Origin of the sequence: Olivibacter ginsenosidimutans (assembly GCF_039542865.1) — a bacterium.
GTDB lineage: Bacteria > Bacteroidota > Bacteroidia > Sphingobacteriales > Sphingobacteriaceae > Olivibacter > Olivibacter ginsenosidimutans.
In genome coordinates this window covers 315,445-335,301 of the sequence record NZ_BAABIQ010000043.1, presented here as the reverse complement: position 1 = coordinate 335,301, position 19,857 = coordinate 315,445, and the positions used below count along the sequence as shown (strand labels likewise).

The window sequence follows — 19,857 nt, the reverse complement described above, 5'->3', positions numbered from 1 at the left end:
TAATAATTGGTGTTATCGGAGGTAAAGATATCAAATATTATAAATAAATGTAAAAAATACATTTAAAATATTTTAAGCTTTGCCGTCACCCGCAACCACTTCTTCACTAAAACCGACATTGCCTTTCGTGAAAGCAAGCCCAAGTAGATGAATAGGTTTACCTTGGCGGAGATATGGTTGCACATAATGGTTACTCCTGATCTGGCGAAGCGCTTGAGACGCGGTTTCGACCAATCCGTCTGCTGCTACGGAATGCTTGATTTCAATAATATAGGTTCGGTCAGGAAAGCGGATCACCGCATCAATGCGTCCGATATCTGTACGGCTTTCAATGAGGATATCCATACCAGCAAATTTGCAGAATACTTCAAACAAGTTATGATAATATCCTTCATTGTTGATACCTTGATGGTAGGCCGCGTTGCTGTAAAGTATTTTTAGATACTCCACAGCAAGAGCAGTATCTCCCTTTTCAAATGCCGTTTTCAGATTCGCCGCCAACCGGTATAAGTTATCATTTTCTGTATGGCGAATAAAATCGTTGACCAAAGATTCCATCAGGGCCTTACGTACCTCTTCATTTGGGATCTGCAATTCCAGCTTACTCTCCAATATATAATCATTTTTTACCGTCAGGTATCCCGTTTGAAACATCAGTGGCACTAGTTTCAGATTCTCTAGGGTCTGCTGACTTTCAAACCCGTAGTCCACATAGATTTTATCCGCCAGCACTGCAGAGTAGTCGTCTATCTTACTCAGCAATTTGAGCAAAAAGGTGGGTGTTCCTGTGGCAAACCAGTACCCTTTAAAACGCTTTTGGTCAAACAGGTTTAATACAGAAAAAGGATTATAAACGAAGGTCTTGCCGTCCCAGCTATATCCGTCATACCAATGCTTAATCTGCTCATAGGTTTTCTCTGGTGTATATCCATAAACCGCAGCCAAAGGTGCGATGTAGCCATTAAAATACTGTTCCAGCTCAGGCTGGGTATACCCACAGATACCGGCAAATTCCGTGTTCAGCGTGAGGTCGCTCAACTGGTTCAATCCCGAAAAAATAGATAGCTGATTGATCTTAGACACGCCCGTGAGCATTAGGAAGCGGATTTTGTCTGACGAAGACTTCAACACAACGTAAAAATCCTGTAGTACCTTACGTATCTCAGCAGCCAATGCAGTATTTTCGATAACATCGAGAATCGGTTTGTCGTACTCATCTACAAGCACAACCAATTGCTTACCCGTGCGGTCTGACACCAATCGGATAAGTCTTTCCAGCATCGTCGACGGAGATTCTTCATGGTAATCCACCTGCACACCAAACTCCTCGGCAAACGACTTTATCGAACTTGCCAATGCGATACGCAATGATCTAGCACTGCCAGCATCTTTGGTCATATCCAGTTTGATCACAGGATGGGGCTGCCAATCGATCCTGTTTTCAATATAAAGTCCTTTAAATAGTTCCCTCTTTCCTTCAAAAATTGCTTTAATAGTACTTAACAGCAAGCTCTTCCCAAAGCGTCGCGGACGGCTGAGAAAAAAAGTCTTCACACCTGACGACAACATTTTGTGGATATAAGCTGTTTTATCCACATAAATACTGTTCAGCTTAAAAAAATCCTCAAATGTATCCAGTCCGATGGGTAAATTCTTCATCTTATCACAAAGGTAATTTATTTTATTAAAATAAAGGTGAGGGGGTATACAGCGGGTACAACAAACAGTGGGACGGAAATCTTCGTGCACCTAGCTGGGGGAATTATTATACCCTTCTCCAGTTTCTTTTATATAAAGAAAGTAAAATAAATATAAAAAGAAATAATTTAGAACTTATATAGATATTCAATTTTACCGTTTTTTAACCGTAAATTCACCGTAAACTTACCGTAAATAATACGGTATTTTTACGGTTAAAAATCGATATAAAGACGTATATTATGAAAATTCATATTTATTCTTTATTGATTTTATCTTATTTTCTTTCTAGCTTTTATAAGAAGATAGGCATAAGAGAGGGTTAACTTGGATAGGAAGAATTGACAAAGCAGATAGAATTTAATTATATTTATTGCCCAATGACCAACGCATGCGAAACGCTAAAAAAATAGCTTTATGACGAAGTATTCCAAACAAACGCGCTTACTTGTAGCCGTAGATTGCATTATTTTTGGATTTGATGGGGAAAGTATCAAATTGCTATTGATTCAAAGAGGTTTTGAACCGGAGAAAAACAAATGGAGTTTGATGGGAGGTTTTGTAGAGCCGGATGAAACACCCGAAGCGGCAGCGGCACGCGTTTTAAAACAGTTAACAGGTCTGGAAGACGTTTATATGGAACAAATGGAAGTCTTTGGTGAACCAAACCGCGACCCCATCGAACGGACTATCAGCATCGCATATTACGCGCTAATTGATATTAGAAAGTATAAAGATCAACTCAGTCAGGAATACCGCGCAGAATGGGTATCACTTAAAGAACTACCTAAACTCATTTTTGATCATAATAGCATGGTCGAACATGCTAAGAAAAAGCTGCGTTACAAGGCTGCCTTACATCCCATCCTCTTTGAACTCCTCCCAGAAAAATTCACTATACCTCAGATCCTTACCTTATATGAAGGGGTATACGATATTATCTTAGACAAGCGGAATTTTAACCGGAAATTACTGTCCACGGGATTATTACAACGCCAGAAAGATAAGGATAAAGAAAATTCGAAAAAAGGTGCCTTCTACTATAAGCTCAACAAAGAAACCTATAAAGACAAAATAAGCTCCTTCTTAAATTTTATACCTAACCCTTAATTTTTAAGCCATTATCGAATCAACCATTTCAACGTATTAATACGTCATTTCGACGCTTCGTATACTGTCTTATTGTATGGAGATATTCTTCTGATTCAGCAGTACTGGGAAGAAATCTTCAAACCGCGATACCGAGCATAGAACAGGCGTTATCGCTCAAAAATGGATTGGTGAAGAAGCGTGTTTAAAGTCTCAAAAAAAAATATGCTTAATCCGTCGTCTGCCTATCCCCTTAATTTTGACAGAATAAAAGGTTTTGTCTGGATGAGCCTTCGCAAATTTGCCAAGTCTTGTTCAGGTACCCCTCTCCCCCCTCTCCTGTTTAGGCAAACTTCTTGATAATCATTTTTTTTTCAATAATATTTTTTTATCCAAAAAAATAAATGTTATTTTGACACGAAACAATAAATAAGAATTCATAGACTGACCAATTCGCAGCAAGATAATCGGAATTTATGCTGCGTTATATAGGAAAAATGCACTTTAGTATATGGACGATGCATATGTTATAGGAGTAGACTACGGAACAGATTCGGTACGTTCTATACTTGTAAATGTCTATAATGGACAAGAGATAGCCTCTGCGACCTATTATTATCCTCGTTGGAAAAAGGGTTTATATTGTAATCCCTCCTTGAATCAATTTAGGCAACACCCGGTGGATTATATCGAAGGGTTGGAAGAAAGTATTAAAGATTGCTTAAAACAAAGTGGCAAACAAGTCGCTTCAAAGGTACGGGCCATATCCGTTGATACGACAGGTTCTACCCCTATTGCTGTAGACAAAACAGGCACACCATTGGCCCTGCTCCCCCAATTTCAAGAAAATCCAAATGCGATGTTTGTTCTTTGGAAGGATCATACAGCGGTTGAAGAAGCAAATGAAATCAATCAAGCAGCCAAAAAATTTACGAGCAACTATCTACAATATGTGGGTGGTATTTATTCTTCTGAATGGTTCTGGGCGAAATTGCTACACATTCTACGTACGGATCAACAGGTAGCTGATCATATCTTTACGTGGGTGGAACATTGCGATTGGATTCCGTTCTTATTGACCGGAGGCAAAGATGCCTTGGCCATCAAGAGGGGTGTATGTTCAGCCGGTCATAAATCGCTTTGGAATGCCTCATTTGGCGGCTATCCCCCCCAAGCATTTTTTCAAGCAATCGATCCCTTACTAGCGGATTTTACCAGTACCATAGCCAAGGAAACGTACACGGCAGATCAACGGGCCGGCTTTTTATCAGCAGAGTGGGCACAACGACTTGGCTTGCATTCTTCCGTTATTGTAGGAATAGGGGCTTTCGATGCCCATATGGGAGCTGTTGGCGGACAAATTGAACCGTACCACCTCAGCAAAGTGATGGGTACTTCAACCTGTGACATGTTGGTTGCTCCAACGCACGAAGTGGAAGGTATTTTAGTACAAGGCATTTGCGGCCAGGTGGATGGTTCCGTTATACCGGGAATGTTGGGTATGGAAGCCGGTCAATCTGCATTTGGTGATGCTTATGCCTGGTTTAAAAACCTATTGATGTGGCCATTGAAAAACCTATTACTAACTGCAGAAACACCTAGTTTAGTAGACCTAAACCATCAAATCGAACAGCAGATCATACCCCAATTAAGCAAGTGTGCTGAAAAAATAGAACCCCATATACAACAAGAATTGGCCATTGATTGGCTCAATGGCCGAAGGACACCTGATGCCAACCAAGCGCTTAAAGGTGCTTTTTTTGATCTAAATTTAGGTACCGATGCCGTACAGCTTTTTAGGGCATTAGTAGAAGCAACTTGCTTTGGGGCTAAGAAGATTGTGGATCGCTTTAATGAACAAGGTATTCCGGTTAAAGGACTTATCGGTTTAGGTGGTGTAGCCAGAAAAGCGCCTTTTATTATGCAAATGATGGCTGATGTACTGAACATGTCCATCAAAATTCACCGCTCGGAACAAACGTGCGCGCTTGGCGCAGCAATGTTTGCAGCAACTGCTGCGGGTATTTACACGAAGGTAGAAGATGCGATGAATGCCATGGGCCAAGGTTTTGATACCGTATACTATCCAAATCCGCAACGCGTGCCTATTTATCAACAACGGTATGAAAAGTACACGCAAATGGGTAATCTATTAGAAAAAACGTAATTATGGCTAATTTTCAAGACATCAAACAGGCTGCATATGAAAACAATATGCAGCTACCAAAATTAGGTTTAGTACTATTTACTTTCGGTAATGTTAGTGTAGCCGATCATGCTAAAGGCGTTTTTGCTATTAAACCGAGCGGGGTTCCATACGACAACCTACATCCGGATCATATGGTCGTTGTTGATTTTGAAGGAAATATCGTCGAAGGAGATTTAAGACCCTCATCTGACACCAAGACCCATGCTGTTCTCTATAAACACTGGGAAAATATTGGTGGCATTGTGCATACCCATTCTACGTATGCTACCGCATGGGCACAAAGTCAACGGGATATTCCCCTATACGGTACTACACATGCTGATCATTTGACAAGCGATATTCCTTGTGCGCCACCCATGGCAGATGATATGATTAAGGGGAATTACGAACAGGAGACAGGCTTCCAAATTCTTAATTATTTTAAGGAAAAAGCATTGGATTACCAAGAAGTGGAGATGATACTGGTTGGAAACCACGCGCCCTTTACTTGGGGAAAAACTGCTGAAAAAGCGGTATACAATAGCGCTGTGCTGGAAACAATAGCCCATATGGCCTTATTAACTGAACAGATCAATCCGAATGCGCCGCGATTGAAAGACGCCTTAATTAAAAAGCATTTTGAGCGCAAACACGGACCTGATGCTTATTATGGACAGTAGTTTTAAGCGGAAAGCAGTAAACGAAAAACTTATTATAGACATAAGATACAAGTAGCAAGATACGAGACTGAAAGCGAAAAGCTTAAAGCCAAGAGCGGCTACGAATATCTTGATACTTGATACTTGATACTTGATACTTGATACTTATTACAAAATAACAAATATGTTAAATTTAAAATCTTTTGATGTCTGGTTTATTACGGGAAGCCAAGACTTATATGGACCGGAAACGCTTGCGCAAGCTGCAGCACATGCTCAAGAAATTGCTGATTATTTACATCAACATCAACAAATTCCTGTTAATATCCGGTATAAACCTATCGTCAAAAATACGGAAGAAATTTATCAGACCATTTCAGCTGCGAACCAAGACGCGAACTGTATCGGTATCATCACTTGGATGCATACGTTCTCACCGGCTAAAATGTGGATTAGAGGATTAAATGTATTGAAAAAACCGCTTCTACATCTACATACGCAATATAACCGTGATATTCCATGGGATAATATGGATATGGACTTTATGAACCTCAATCAAAGCGCGCACGGCGATCGTGAATTTGGCTTCATTGTATCGCGTATGCGCATCAATCGGAAAGTAGTTACCGGTTTTTGGCAAGATGAGGATGTAGTGGCTAAGATTAATATTTGGACGAGGGCTGCGGCTGCATGGCATGACTGGCAGGGTGCAAAATTTGTCCGTTTTGGTGACAACATGCGCTACGTGGCCGTTACCGATGGCGATAAGGTGGAGGCAGAAATGAAATTTGGTTTTTCGGTGAATACTTACCCTATCGGTGATCTGGTTGCAGTAGTAAACAACGTAAGCGATGAGGAACTAATAGCCCTTGTAAACCTATACGAAGAAGAATATACCCTTGCAGACAATGCCAAAGCGGGAGGAGCGCAGCGACAGCATGTATTAGACGCAGCTAAGATCGAAATCGGTTTAAAGAAATTTCTGGAAGCCGGAGCGTATAAAGGATTCACCGATACGTTTGAAGATTTACATGGTATGGCACAACTTCCTGGTATTGCTGTACAACGGCTGATGCAACAGGGCTACGGTTTTGCTGGAGAAGGCGATTGGAAAACGCCAGCTCTGGTACGTGCCTGCAAAGTGATGGCCTCAGGTATGGCAGGGGCAAATGCCTTTATGGAAGACTACACCTACCATTTTGATCCAGCTAACGAAATGGTACTTGGATCACATATGTTGGAAGTAGATGCCTCCTTAGCGAAGGATAAACCACGCTTAGAAGTCCACCCCCTCGGCATTGGCGGAAAAGCAGATCCTGCACGATTGGTATTTAATGCCGCTGGTGGACCTGCGTTAAATGCATCGCTAATTGATATGGGGAACCGTTTTCGCCTCATCGTAAATGCTGTTGAAGGTGTTGATATAAAAAATGAACTTCCTAAATTACCCGTTGCACGCGTATTATGGAAGCCGCTTCCAGACATGAAAACGGCATGTACGGCCTGGATATATGCCGGAGGCGCACACCATACGGTTTACAGCCAAAACCTCACCTCCGAACATTTAGAAGATTTTGCTCGTATAGCCGGTATTGAATTTATAAAGATTGATCAAAACACTCGACTGGAGCATATTGAAAAAGAACTACGTTGGAGTGAAGTATACTACCAATTGCATTCCTAAGCGCTAATCGAAAAACCTTAAATTATGGAAAAATTTTCGTTCGTTGACTATCTTATATTCTTAGTCTATTTTATCGTAGTAGCCACTTATGGTTATTGGATTTATCGCCGAAAGAATAACGCAAATGCCACTAGCAATGACTATTTTTTAGCAGAAGGGTCATTAACGTGGTGGGCAATAGGTGCTTCCTTGATCGCTTCTAATATTTCTGCCGAGCAGTTTATTGGAATGAGTGGTAATGGTTTTACGGTAGGTATCGCTGTTGCTGCCTATGAATGGATTGCAGCATTAGCCTTGATCATCGTTGCGGTATGGTTTATTCCGGTATACTTGAAAAACAAGATCTTTACCATGCCTCAATTCTTGAATAACCGTTACAATGAAACGACAAGCCTTATTATGGCTGTATTTTGGCTATTCTTGTACATATTTGTCAATCTAACTTCTATTTTATTTTTAGGCGCACTAGCGATTAACAACTTAGCTGGAGGTGGTAGTTTTCATGTTATTGTTTTAGCTTTATCGGTTTTTGCGGTAATTATCACCCTTGGAGGCATGCGTGTCATCGGTTTTACGGATGTCATCCAGGTATTGGTGTTGATCATTGGAGGAGTGGCTACCACTTATGTGGCCTTAACATTGGTCAGTACCCACTTCGGTCTCGGTAAAGATGTCATAGCAGGTTTTAACCAACTATTGAAAGACTCGCCAGAGCATTTTAGGATGATTATCCATAAACCTGCCGCTGATGCTCCACAAGAAGAAATTAATAAATACCTCATGCTGCCGGGTTTAGGTATGTATTTAGCCGGTATATGGATCGTCAACTTAAACTATTGGGGTTGTAATCAGTACATTACTCAACGCGCATTAGGAGCCGATTTGAAGACTGCTCGTACAGGAATTCTTTTTGCTGGCTTTTTGAAGCTGTTTATGCCGGTTATTGTTATGCTTCCGGGTATTGCGGCTTATGTACTTTACAAAAATGGTGCCTTGCAGCAAGAAATGGCTCCGGGTGGACATTTCAATCCAGATAATGCTTATTCTGCAATCTTAGGCTTTTTGCCTGATGGAATGAAGGGCTTATCGTTGGCCGCCTTAACGGCTGCTATTGTCGCTTCGCTGGCGGGAAAGGCAAATAGTATAGCAACCATTTTTACCATGGACATCTATAAAAAATACGTAAAAAAAGATGCTTCTGAAAAAACCTTAGTTACCGTTGGGAAGATTACGGTCATCGTGGCCATTGCCACATCCATTCTCTTTACATGGGATGATATGCTTGGTATTGGCGGAGAAGGAGGCTTCACTTTCATTCAAAAATATACAGGCTTTATTAGTCCGGGTGTATTAGCCATGTTTTTACTGGGCATGTTCTGGAAGCGAACAACAGGAAGTGCGGCCATTGTCGGACTGATCATGGGCTTTGTTTTGTCGGTTGTTTTTAATAACTATGCGCCTTCCTGGTTTGGCCACGATACATTACTGTATACCGCTTATCCAAACGGACGTGGCGGTTATGAAATCCCCTTTCAAATTTGCATGGGCTTATCCTTCTTATTCACCGTCATCACGATGATCGGTATCAGTTTAGCCGGTCCGAAGATTAACCCTAAAGCGTTCGTTCTCGATACCAACATGTTTAAGGTAGAACCTTCAGTGATGGTCATGATCGTGTTAACCTTGTTACTGGTTAGCGCACTTTACGTGCGATTCTGGTAACCATGGGGAGGGAGCTCATGAATACTTTTAAAACGGTCGTTTCTGCTCTCCCAAGTGCTCGTGCTCGGGAGGGAAGAAATGCCAAAAAGTAGATCGTTGAAGGCTGTGCTTGCTTTAGAGAATCCCAATGATGATCTAAAAGTACTATCATAATGAAAATGGAGCAGCACGACTGATAAAATATTATCAATTTTATACAATAAATATTGCATAAACCAAATTTTATTTTATACATTTGCAAACATTATTCTAAAAAAGAAGATTTTCAATAAGATGAATACTTCAAGTCTTTATATCAACATTACCAAGCAAACCTTTTCAGGCAATGCAATGGTTATGCCATGCGTTAAGGCTTTGAGTAATAAGCTTGTTTTGAGAGTCCGACGACCCATTATGCCCCGGGCTTGATTTCGAGGGCATACCCACTTCACCAAAAATGCAGTAGCGAGTCCGGTTACTGTATCCACCAAAACAGTTAACAAAAACGTAATCAAAATCAAACGATAGAACAAAGTACGTTTTATAGTTTTGTTCTCTCGGGGAATGCTCATTCAATGAACACTTCAAATTTTGTTATTATTCCCGCAAATGAATCGCATATCGGATATGCGGAGCAAATATGTGATGAAATGGCTGAGTCTGCCAAAGCGCGCGGTACGGGTATTGCACGTAGGAAGCCAGAATACATTGCCAATAAAATGCTTGAGGGGAAAGCCGTAATCGCCCTTCATAAAGATGGCACTTGGGCAGGTTTTTGTTATATTGAAACGTGGAGCCATGGGGAATACGTTGCTAATTCAGGTCTTATCGTCAATCCCCTATTTAGAAAAGAAGGCTTGGCCAAGGCGATCAAAAAACGGGTTTTCGACCTTTCCAGAGAGAAGTATCCAAAGGCCAAAATATTTGGCTTGACCACAGGTTTCGCCGTCATGAAGATCAATTCTGAATTAGGTTATGAACCTGTTCCCTATTCTGAACTAACACAGGATGAAGAATTTTGGAAAGGCTGCCAAAGTTGTGTAAATTACGATATTTTAATGAGTAAAGACCGTAAAAATTGCATGTGCACGGCGATGCTTTGGGATCCGGCAGAAAAAGAGAAAGAGTTACGGCAGAAAATAGCGCAAAAAGCAAAAGCGAAAGAACGTTTAAAACAAATGCAAAAGAAACATTCATTGTTAAAACGCATAGAACTAAGTTTAAGACGGAGAAGTAAGATTATTGCAACCCTATTTCTGGCCTTTGATTAACATATAATTTTAACCTGTTTTGATAGCATCTCATAGCGACTATCACAGCTCAATAGATATGAAGAAGAAAGTAGTATTAGCATTTAGCGGAGGATTAGATACTTCGTTTTGTGCGATTTATCTCGCGCAAGATATGGGACTGGAAGTCCATTCAGTTTTGGTAAACACCGGCGGTTTTTCGGAAGAAGAACTGGAACAGGTAGCATCGCGAGCGTATGCGTTGGGTGTAACTTCCCATGCCACGATTGACGAAACGGAAAATTACTATAACGCCAGTATTAGGTACCTCATATTTGGCAATGTGCTCAAAAACGCTACCTACCCCCTATCAGTAAGTGCTGAACGCGTAAGCCAAGCGACGGCAATTGCCAACTACGTCAAAAAGATCGGTGCAAACTTCGTTGCCCATGGAAGCACTGGTGCCGGTAACGATCAAGTTCGATTTGATATGATTTTTAATATCTTAATTCCGGACGTAGAGATTATTACTCCTATTAGGGATCTAAAATTGAGCCGTGAATCTGAAATTGATTATTTACATAACCACGGTGTGGAATACAATGCGGAAAAGGCAAAATATTCTATTAATAAGGGAATTTGGGGGACATCTGTTGGCGGCAAGGAAACCCTGACTTCGCATGATACCCTCCCCGAAGAAGCTTGGCCAACACCTGTAACGGCAACAGCACCTAAACGAATAACGTTAACCTTTGAAAAGGGTGAACCCGTTGCACTAGATGGTGAACGTTTAGGCCCTGTAAAAGTTATCCAGCAACTACAAGCTATTGCTCAACCTTATGGAATAGGGCGAGATATTCATATCGGAGATACCATTATCGGCATCAAAGGTCGTGTAGGCTTTGAGGCGGCTGCACCGGTCATTATCATTAAAGCACATCACACACTAGAGAAACATACCCTCACTAAATGGCAACTGAGCTGGAAAGACCAATTAGCATCTTTCTATGGTAACTGGATGCATGAAGGCCAATTCCATGATCCTGTAATGCGTGATATCGAGGCCTTTCTGCAACGTTCTCAGGAAACCGTGAGCGGTGACGTTTTTGTTGAATTGAACCCTTATCGTTTTCAGGTGATCGGCGTGGAATCGGAACATGATTTAATGTCCAGCGCCTTTGGAAGCTATGGAGAGATGAATAATGCTTGGACAGGTGAAGATGTAAAAGGGTTTTCGAAGATATTCGGAAATCAGGTGATGATCTGGCATAAGGTTAATAAGGTTTGAGGTGTAAGGTTAAAGGTTCTAATGCCAAAGAGGACATAAGACACCAGTAGCAAGACATGAGACCACTTTTTAGCGAAAAGCATAAAGCCAAAAGTGAAAAGTAGAACGTGTGAAAGCTTTTAGGAATAACTTGATACTTGATACTTGATACAAATAACATGAATAAAATAAAAGTAGGTATTGTTGGTGGGGCAGGTTATACCGGCGGAGAGCTGTTGCGGATTCTCCTCAATCACCCTAACGTTGAAATTATTTTTGTAAACAGCAACAGTAACGCCGGAAAACCTGTTTATGCTGTTCATACCGATTTATTTGGCGATACAGTACTGCAATTTACCCATGAACTTTCCCAGAACATTGACGTATTATTCCTTTGTGTTGGGCATGGTGCTGCACGGAAGTTTTTAGAGGCGAATTCCATTCCTGAATCTATTCGTATAATCGATTTAAGTCAAGACTATCGGTTGAAGGCCAAGGCAGAGGCTTTTGTTTATGGTTTACCAGAGCTGCAACGGGATAAAATAAAAACAGCGCAACATCTAGCAAACCCTGGTTGTTTTGCTACCGCGATTCAATTGGGATTGCTTCCCTTAGCTGCACAGGGATTACTTCGTTCAGAAATACACATCAATGCTACAACGGGGTCTACCGGCGCAGGTCAAAGTCTATCACCAACGTCCCATTTTAGCTGGAGAAACAATAACCTTTCGGTTTATAAAGCATTCGAACACCAACATTTGCATGAAATTGGAGAAAGCCTTATTCAGCTGCAATCTTCATTTGATCAGACGATAAACTTTGTGCCTCAACGTGGCGCATTTACACGGGGCATCTTAGCCTGTACGTACCTTGAGTCAACATTATCCCTTGAAGAGGCTTACCAATTGTACCTCAGCTATTATGCAAGCCATCCCTTTACACATGTAAGTTTGGAGAATATTGACTTAAAACAGGTGGTGAACACGAATAAAGCGCTTATTCATTTAGAAAAACACGGTAATAAATTGATGATTGTATCCATTATTGATAATCTCCTGAAGGGAGCAAGTGGACAAGCAGTACAGAATATGAATCTGTTGTTTGGCCTGGAGGAGCAAACCGGTCTACGATTAAAGGCTACTGCTTTTTGAGTTATAGGTTTTAAGTGATACGTTATAAGTTTAACCTAAATGCAAAATTATAAAGAATTGATTGTATGGGCAAAGTCACATCAAACTACCCTGAATATCTATAAAATTAGCGCAGTATTTCCAAAAGAAGAACAATATGGTTTGACCAGTCAATTACGTAGATCTAAGGCTTCTATCCCTGCAAATATAGCAGAAGGATGTGGTAGACCTTCTCAAAAAGATTTCATTCACTTTTTAAGCATTTCGTTAGGATCTGCAAACGAAGCAGAATATTTCTTATTATTAGCAAATGATTTGGGATATGTATCACAAAAAACATATGAAGCGCTAAAGGATGAAATCAATCAGATTAAGGCAATGCTCATTTCGCTCATAACAAAAATACGGAGCACAATAAATACTTAAAACGTAAAACTTAACACGTACAACCCAATGAAACTATTCGATGTTTACCCCATAAATCCGATTGAAATTGTAAAGGGAAATGGCTCCTATGTTTACGATGCCAATGGACAGGAATATTTAGACTTATATGGTGGTCATGCTGTTATTTCCATCGGCCATAGTCATCCGCACTATATTCAACGGATAACTGATCAATTGAATACGTTGGGCTTTTATTCCAATTCCGTTGAAATACCCTTACAACAACAGTTGGCTGAATTATTAGGTAATATATCCGGCAAAAAAGATTATCAACTTTTTTTATGCAATTCGGGTGCCGAGGCTAATGAGAATGCACTCAAATTAGCCTCTTTTTATAATGGACGTAAAAAAGTGATCGCCTTTAAAGGTGCTTTCCATGGGCGAACGTCACTGGCGGTTTCTGCTACGGATAATCCCAAGATTATCGCACCGGTAAACGAGACCGATCATGTTATTTTTCTTCCTTTTAATGATGAAGAAGCTCTTGAGCAAGCTTTCGCTGAACAAGGTGAAACGATCTCATCTGTTATTATTGAAGGTATCCAAGGAGTTGGAGGTATAAGGGTAGCGAATCACCGTTTTTTACAGAAAATACGGGATTTAACCACAGCATACGATGTCATTTTTATTGCCGATTCGGTACAATGCGGATATGGCCGTTCGGGCAAATTCTATTCGCATGATCATGCCGGCATTCAGGCAGATATTTACAGTATGGCGAAAGGTATGGGTAATGGTTTCCCGATTGGCGCGATTTCCATTTCACCTAAGATTAAGCCGTGGTTTGGCGAATTAGGCACTACTTTTGGCGGCAATCACTTAGCTTGTGCGGCAGCTTTGGCTGTTCTGGAAACGATGGAAAAAGAACAGCTAATCGAAAATGCTGCTCAAATGGGCGACTATTTAATACAAGAACTTAAAGGCTTCGATCATATTAAGGAAATAAGAGGTGAAGGGTTAATGATCGGTATAGAGCTCCCAGAGGAATTAAATCAGGTCAAGAAAGAGCTTCTTTTTAAAAATCATATCTTTACCGGAGAGGCCAAACCCAATGTCATCCGTTTACTTCCTGCACTAAACGTAGGAAAGAAAGAAGCGGATAGATTTTTGGAAGCACTAGAAGAAAGGATAAAAGGTTTTTAAGTATTACGTTGTACATTGTAGGTTTTAAAAGGTATGAGAGGTGTAAGATGTAAAACTAATACCTGTAAAGTCTCAACGTTCTAAGTGTGTAATGGGTAGAGCGTACTTAAAACTTACCACTTATCACTTAAAACTATAAGAGACTTATCACCATAAAATAATGTTAGATGAAGAATTTTTTCTCCGTTGCTGATGTAGACAACTTATCCACCATCGTTCAGGAGGCCTTGGAGCTGAAGGCGAATCCAAATGCTTTTAGAAGCTTGGGACAGTACAAAATGCTTGGTTTAGTATTCTTAAATCCGAGCTTACGTACCCGTTTGAGCACGCAAAAAGCGGCGCTGAATTTAGGAATGGACGTTATGGTGATGAATATGGATAAAGATGGTTGGGCGCTAGAGACTAGAGACGGCGTTGTAATGGATGGTACGACCGTTGAACATATTCGGGAGGCGGCGGCTGTTATGGGCGAATATTGTGCTATATTGGGCTTACGCTCTTTCCCTAGTCTAAAAGACCGTAAAGAAGATTACAGTGAAGATTTGTTTAACAAGTTCTCCAGCTATTGTAAAAAGCCACTCATAAGCTTAGAAAGTGCAACACGTCATCCGCTTCAAAGCTTAACCGATTTAATTACTATTCTGGAAAACACACCCTCTACTCAAGAAGTAGATGGTCAATCCGTCTCCGTCCGTGCAAAACCAAAGGTTGTCCTTACTTGGGCTCCTCATGTTAAAGCGCTGCCGCAAGCGGTTCCCAATTCATTTGCTGAATGGATGTGTAAAGCACAGGAGCAAGGGCTTTTAGATTTCACCATTACTCATCCTGCAGGCTATGAACTGGATGAACAATTTACACAAGGAGCAACGATTACGGGTAACCAAAACGAGGCACTCAGCAATGCCGATTTCGTTTATGTCAAAAATTGGTCGAGTTATCAAGAGTATGGCAAAATATTAGTGACGGGACGAGAATGGATGCCCACACCGGAAAAGCTTAAGGTTACGAACCGGGCAAAAATCATGCACTGCCTGCCGGTAAGAAGAGATTTGGAATTATCCTCTGCCCTATTGGATGGACCAGATTCATTGGTCATCCAGGAAGCCAGTAATCGGGTATGGGCCGCTCAGGTTGTCTTGAAAAGAATACTGGAAAATCTTTAAATGACCTTGCCATAGATGAAGGATATGGAAAAACTAAGTATCGTCAAAATTGGGGGAAACATTGTAGAACAGGAGGAAGCCTTAAACCGCTTCACAAAATCTTTTGCCCATTTAGAAGGCAGAAAAATCTTAGTGCATGGTGGAGGGAAAATTGCCAGTAAATTGGCTGGCGATCTAGGCATTGAAGCCAAGATGGTCAATGGCAGGCGGATAACCGACCTGGAAACGCTTAAAGTTGTCACCATGGTATATGCCGGATTAGCCAACAAAAACATTGTCGCACTACTGCAAGCAAACCACTGTGATGCTATTGGATTAAGCGGAGCCGATGGCGATACTATCCGTACGGTTAAACGCCCAGTCAAAACGATTGACTATGGATTTGCAGGTGATATGACCCCAACGTCTATCCACACCAAACGCATCCAAAGCCTACTTGAGCTTAATTTATTTCCAGTATTCTCTGCAATCACCCATAATGGCGAAGGACAGCTTTTAAACACCAATGCGGATACCATCGCATCGGCATTAGCCATTGGCTTGGCATCAAGCTATGCCGTATCGCTTATTTATTGTTTTGAAAAGAAGGGGGTATTAAGCGATATTGCCGACGATCATTCCGTTATTACTGAAATAGATCAAACCAAATATACTGCGTTAAGGGAACAGGGGATTATTGCCGATGGCATGATTCCAAAATTGGACAATGCATTCGATGCCATTGCCCAAGGTGTCAAGAAAGTCATCATTAAACATGCCGATGATTTGGCAGACGAACACGCAGGAACAACGATTTTTTAAGCATCATGATCATTAAATAATACACACGTTATGCCTAAAATTACGATTATAGGAAGTGGTAATATCGGGCTCTCCTTAGCAAAGGGCTTATTGGCTAAAGCCTATTGCCAGGCAGAAGATATCACCCTTACTCGAAGAAATATTAAACAGATGAACAGCGAAGCCGAACGTGGCTTTAAGCTTTCTGACAATAACAGGGAAGCCATTCTGCGAGCAGACATCATTGTACTCGCAGTCCTTCCCCAACAGCTAAATCAGGTATTGGAACAAATCAACGGAGCAATCATTGCCGAGCAACAGCTCGTTGTTTCTGTCATTTCAGGCGTGAGCTGTAAGGATATCCGACTGCAATTAGGAGATGATATTCAAGTTGTCCGAGCCATGCCGAATACCGCTATTGCTATCGGACAATCGATGACCTGTATCGCTTCAGATCATGCCACTGACCATCATATGGCGGAGGTGACCCGTTTATTTGAAACCGTGGGTGCTGTTGTGACGATTAATGAAGACTTAATGACGTCTGCCACCGCCCTTTGTGCCTGCGGAATTGCCTTTTTTTTAAGAAGCATACGAGCAGCCTCCCAAGGTGGGGTAGAAATCGGTTTTCACGCACACGACGCACTAAAAATGGCTGTACAAACGGCCAAAGGTGCGGCAGACCTTTTACTCCAAATGCAGAGCCATCCGGAAAGCGAAATTGATAAAGTTACTTCGCCTAAGGGCTGTACCATTGCTGGTCTAAACGAGATGGAACATAATGGCTTCAGTTCTGCCTTTATTAAAGGTATCAAACTTTCTGCAGAACGTGCGGGTGGCTTATACAAAGATTAATCTTTCCGATGATGAGTGATTTAATAGCAGCAAGCATTAACCTATTAAAAGAACTGATTCAGATTCCATCCTTTAGCAAAGAAGAAGCTGGAACGGCTGATCGAATCGAACGATTTTTTAACGAGCAAGGGATACGCTGCTATAGGCAATTAAATAACATTTGGGTTTTCAACAAACATGTTGACAAAAATAAACCCACTATCTTATTAAATTCCCATCATGACACGGTGAAGCCTAATACCGGTTATACACGCGATCCTTTTAAGGCCGAAATAGCCGATGGAAAGCTGTACGGCCTAGGGAGTAATGATGCTGGCGGACCGCTGGTATCTCTCCTGGCCGCCTTTTTGCATTTTTACCCGAAGTCGAACCTAACGTACAATCTCTGTTTTGCGGCAACTGCCGAAGAAGAAATTTCCGGCAGAAACGGAATCGAATTGATCTTGCCCTTGATTGGACCCTTGGATTTTGCGATCGTCGGCGAACCAACGGAAATGCAACTGGCCATTGCCGAAAAAGGCTTAATGGTACTCGATTGTACTGCTCATGGAACATCAGGCCATGCCGCAAGGGAAGAAGGAGACAACGCTATCTATAAAGCTCTTGTGGATATCGAATGGTTTCGCACCTTTAAATTTCCAAAAGAATCGGCGGTTTTCGGACCGGTAAAAATGAGTGTCACGATGATCCAGGCGGGCGCTCAGCATAATGTGGTACCGGCTACCTGTAGCTTTGTTGTTGATGTAAGAACAACCGATGCCTATACCAACGAAGAAGTACTAGCCATTATCCGTCAACATGTCAGCAGTGATGTACAAGCTAGATCGACCCGATTAAATCCGTCGTCCATAGCGGTAGAACATCCTTTTGTACAAGGAGGACTGGCTTTAGGTAGAAAAACCTATGGTTCGCCAACCATGAGCGATCAAGCGCTCATCCCGGTGGCATCCCTAAAAATAGGGCCTGGCGATTCGGCACGATCCCATAGTGCGGATGAATTTATTTATATTAGCGAAATTGAAGAAGGAATTAAGTTGTATATCGCGCTCTTGGAGCGGTATAAAGTCAATCGCTTATAATAGGGCGTTGAGTTTTGCCTTTTAAGAGCGGAAAGCTTATTCTTAGACATAAGACACAAGAAGTAAGCCATAAGAGTTGAAGGGCTAAAAGCTTAAAATGAACAAATGTCATTCCGACCGAAGTGGAGGAATCTCATGCTAAACAGCTCTCTCCGCTACGGTCGAGATGACGGGGCTTCTAAAAATATCTTGATACTTGATACTTGATACTTGATACTTGATACTTGATACTTAAAAAAGAAAATGAAACTTTGGCAAAAAGAAACAGCAGTAGAACAATCCGTTGAGCAATTCACCGTAGGTAATGATCGAGAGCTGGATATACAATTGGCTCCATTTGATGTACTCGGATCACTTGCCCATACCCAAATGCTCGAAAGTATTGGTTTGTTGACAAAAGAAGAGCTAATTAAGATTCAACAAGAGCTTAAGCAAATTTATCGTGAAATCGAGTCAGGTAATTTTTCCATCGATGAACACGTTGAGGATATCCATTCTCAAATAGAATTGCTGCTAACCCAGCGGATTGGCGATGCGGGGAAAAAGATACACAGTGGTAGATCAAGGAACGACCAGGTTTTGGTTGATCTTAAGCTTTATTTTAGGCATGAAATACAAGAACTGGTCAGGAATACGGAGCGGGTATTCAAACTGCTGATTGAGCTCAGCAATCAATATAAAGAGGTATTAATGCCCGGTTATACCCACTTGCAAATCGCTATGCCTTCTTCTTTTGGCTTATGGTTCGGCGCCTATGCAGAGAGCTTAGTAGATGATCTGGAATTGCTGTTGGCCTCCTGGAAAGTATGCAATAAAAACCCTTTAGGTTCGGCGGCCGGCTACGGCTCTTCTTTTCCCTTAAATAGAAAATTAACGACCGAACTCCTTGGTTTTGAAGCTTTAAATTATAATGTAGTGTACGCACAAATGGGTAGAGGGAAGACCGAACGCATATTAGCGCAAGGGATGAGTGCTATTGCCGCGACCTTAGCAAAAATGGCCATGGATGCTTGTTTGTATATGAACCAGAATTTTGGCTTTATCAGTTTCCCTGACGAGCTTACCACCGGTTCGAGCATCATGCCCCATAAAAAAAATCCGGATGTTTTTGAGCTGATCCGTGCGCGGTGCAATAAGATACAAGCACTACCGAACGAAATTGCACTGATGACAACAAATTTACCGGTAGGCTATCACCGCGATCTGCAATTACTGAAAGAGAATCTATTTCCGGCTTTCCGTTCCTTAAAGGAATGCTTACAGATGACCGAGTTGATGTTGCGTAATATACGGATCAATCAACACATCCTGGATGATGCAAAATACGACTACCTTTTCAGCGTAGAAGTTGTAAATAATGAAGTATTAAAAGGCGTGCCTTTTAGAGAAGCTTATAAAAATATTGGCCTTGCCATAGAAAAAGGAACGTTTGAACCGAGTAAAGAAGTTCGCCATACCCATGAAGGTAGTATAGGAAACTTGCAGAATGACGAAATTCAAGCTCTTTTCGATAAAGTAATTTCCAATTTTGGCTTCGATAGCGTAGATCAAGCCCTGAACAGACTTTTGCAATAGCATATAGCAACAAGCCCGTTATAAATGGCCAGTAGAACCAATTAAGATAAATTAACTCGCATCGCGCTTAAGCAATACGTATTTGCCGATTTTATAGCCTTACGGGTTATGCAAATTGCGTAAAGCATATCGCTTATTGCCTATCGCTGAATTATAAAATATCCTAATAA

Annotated in this window: 17 protein-coding genes; 15 read left to right on the top strand and 2 right to left on the bottom strand. The window is 41.3% G+C overall.

The features are described from left to right. Positions 1–72 precede the first annotated feature (72 nt). A complete protein-coding gene (locus ABD930_RS18890; protein WP_345234208.1) occupies positions 73–1,659 on the bottom strand; it encodes an ATP-binding protein in 1,587 nt (528 codons plus the stop codon). Between the two features lie 456 nt (positions 1,660–2,115). Here ABD930_RS18890 and ABD930_RS18885 point away from each other — a divergent pair, with 456 nt between their 5' ends. The 5 genes from ABD930_RS18885 (at position 2,116) to ABD930_RS18865 (ending at position 9,040) form a co-directional block, all read left to right on the top strand. Beyond that, positions 2,116–2,808 (top strand): NUDIX hydrolase, encoded by a 693-nt coding sequence (locus tag ABD930_RS18885; RefSeq protein WP_345234206.1) that lies wholly within the window; start codon positions 2,116–2,118, stop codon positions 2,806–2,808. A gap of 490 nt (positions 2,809–3,298) precedes the next feature. Next, on the top strand, positions 3,299–4,954 hold the full coding sequence (locus tag ABD930_RS18880) for a ribulokinase (RefSeq protein ID WP_345234204.1): 1,656 nt from the start codon (positions 3,299–3,301) through the stop codon (positions 4,952–4,954). A gap of 2 nt (positions 4,955–4,956) precedes the next feature. Further along, the gene (locus tag ABD930_RS18875; RefSeq protein ID WP_345234202.1) at positions 4,957–5,655 is read left to right on the top strand and encodes an L-ribulose-5-phosphate 4-epimerase; all 699 of its coding nucleotides are present in this window, start codon (positions 4,957–4,959) and stop codon (positions 5,653–5,655) included. Positions 5,656–5,818: 163 nt separating this feature from the next. Then, a complete protein-coding gene (araA, locus tag ABD930_RS18870) occupies positions 5,819–7,318 on the top strand; it encodes an L-arabinose isomerase (RefSeq protein ID WP_345234200.1) in 1,500 nt (499 codons plus the stop codon). A 24-nt stretch (positions 7,319–7,342) separates the two neighbouring features. Further along, positions 7,343–9,040, top strand: coding sequence for a sodium:solute symporter family transporter (locus tag ABD930_RS18865; protein WP_345234199.1), 1,698 nt, complete (start codon positions 7,343–7,345; stop codon positions 9,038–9,040). Here the strand turns inward: ABD930_RS18865 and ABD930_RS18860 are convergent. Beyond that, a complete protein-coding gene (locus ABD930_RS18860) occupies positions 9,022–9,252 on the bottom strand; it encodes a hypothetical protein (RefSeq protein ID WP_345234198.1) in 231 nt (76 codons plus the stop codon). The genes ABD930_RS18865 and ABD930_RS18860 overlap by 19 nt on opposite strands. Before the next feature lie 342 nt (positions 9,253–9,594). On the opposite strand from ABD930_RS18860, the gene ABD930_RS18855 reads away from it, so the two are divergent. The 10 genes from ABD930_RS18855 (at position 9,595) to argH (ending at position 19,687) form a co-directional block, all read left to right on the top strand. Beyond that, a complete protein-coding gene (locus ABD930_RS18855) occupies positions 9,595–10,290 on the top strand; it encodes a GNAT family N-acetyltransferase (RefSeq protein ID WP_345234195.1) in 696 nt (231 codons plus the stop codon). Positions 10,291–10,348: 58 nt separating this feature from the next. Continuing rightward, positions 10,349–11,536: an argininosuccinate synthase gene (gene argG, locus ABD930_RS18850; protein ID WP_345234194.1), complete on the top strand. Its 1,188-nt coding sequence runs from the start codon at positions 10,349–10,351 to the stop codon at positions 11,534–11,536. 158 nt (positions 11,537–11,694) lie between these two features. Continuing rightward, a complete protein-coding gene (argC, locus tag ABD930_RS18845) occupies positions 11,695–12,666 on the top strand; it encodes an N-acetyl-gamma-glutamyl-phosphate reductase (RefSeq protein ID WP_345234192.1) in 972 nt (323 codons plus the stop codon). A gap of 39 nt (positions 12,667–12,705) precedes the next feature. After that, positions 12,706–13,071 carry a four helix bundle protein gene (locus tag ABD930_RS18840; RefSeq protein WP_345234190.1) on the top strand — a complete coding sequence of 122 codons (366 nt, stop codon included), beginning with the start codon at positions 12,706–12,708 and terminating at the stop codon, positions 13,069–13,071. Positions 13,072–13,098: 27 nt separating this feature from the next. Continuing rightward, positions 13,099–14,235, top strand: coding sequence for an aspartate aminotransferase family protein (locus ABD930_RS18835; protein ID WP_345234187.1), 1,137 nt, complete (start codon positions 13,099–13,101; stop codon positions 14,233–14,235). Positions 14,236–14,402: 167 nt separating this feature from the next. Beyond that, positions 14,403–15,398, top strand: coding sequence for a Rossmann-fold NAD(P)-binding domain-containing protein (locus ABD930_RS18830; protein WP_345234185.1), 996 nt, complete (start codon positions 14,403–14,405; stop codon positions 15,396–15,398). Positions 15,399–15,422: 24 nt separating this feature from the next. Next, positions 15,423–16,199 carry an acetylglutamate kinase gene (argB, locus tag ABD930_RS18825; protein ID WP_345234183.1) on the top strand — a complete coding sequence of 259 codons (777 nt, stop codon included), beginning with the start codon at positions 15,423–15,425 and terminating at the stop codon, positions 16,197–16,199. Between the two features lie 30 nt (positions 16,200–16,229). Continuing rightward, the gene (gene proC, locus ABD930_RS18820) at positions 16,230–17,033 is read left to right on the top strand and encodes a pyrroline-5-carboxylate reductase (protein ID WP_345234180.1); all 804 of its coding nucleotides are present in this window, start codon (positions 16,230–16,232) and stop codon (positions 17,031–17,033) included. An 11-nt stretch (positions 17,034–17,044) separates the two neighbouring features. Further along, positions 17,045–18,112, top strand: a complete 1,068-nt coding sequence (locus ABD930_RS18815; protein ID WP_425571147.1) for a M20 family metallo-hydrolase — start codon at positions 17,045–17,047, stop codon at positions 18,110–18,112. Positions 18,113–18,355: 243 nt separating this feature from the next. Further along, positions 18,356–19,687, top strand: coding sequence for an argininosuccinate lyase (gene argH, locus ABD930_RS18810; RefSeq protein ID WP_345234176.1), 1,332 nt, complete (start codon positions 18,356–18,358; stop codon positions 19,685–19,687). Positions 19,688–19,857: the final 170 nt, after the last annotated feature.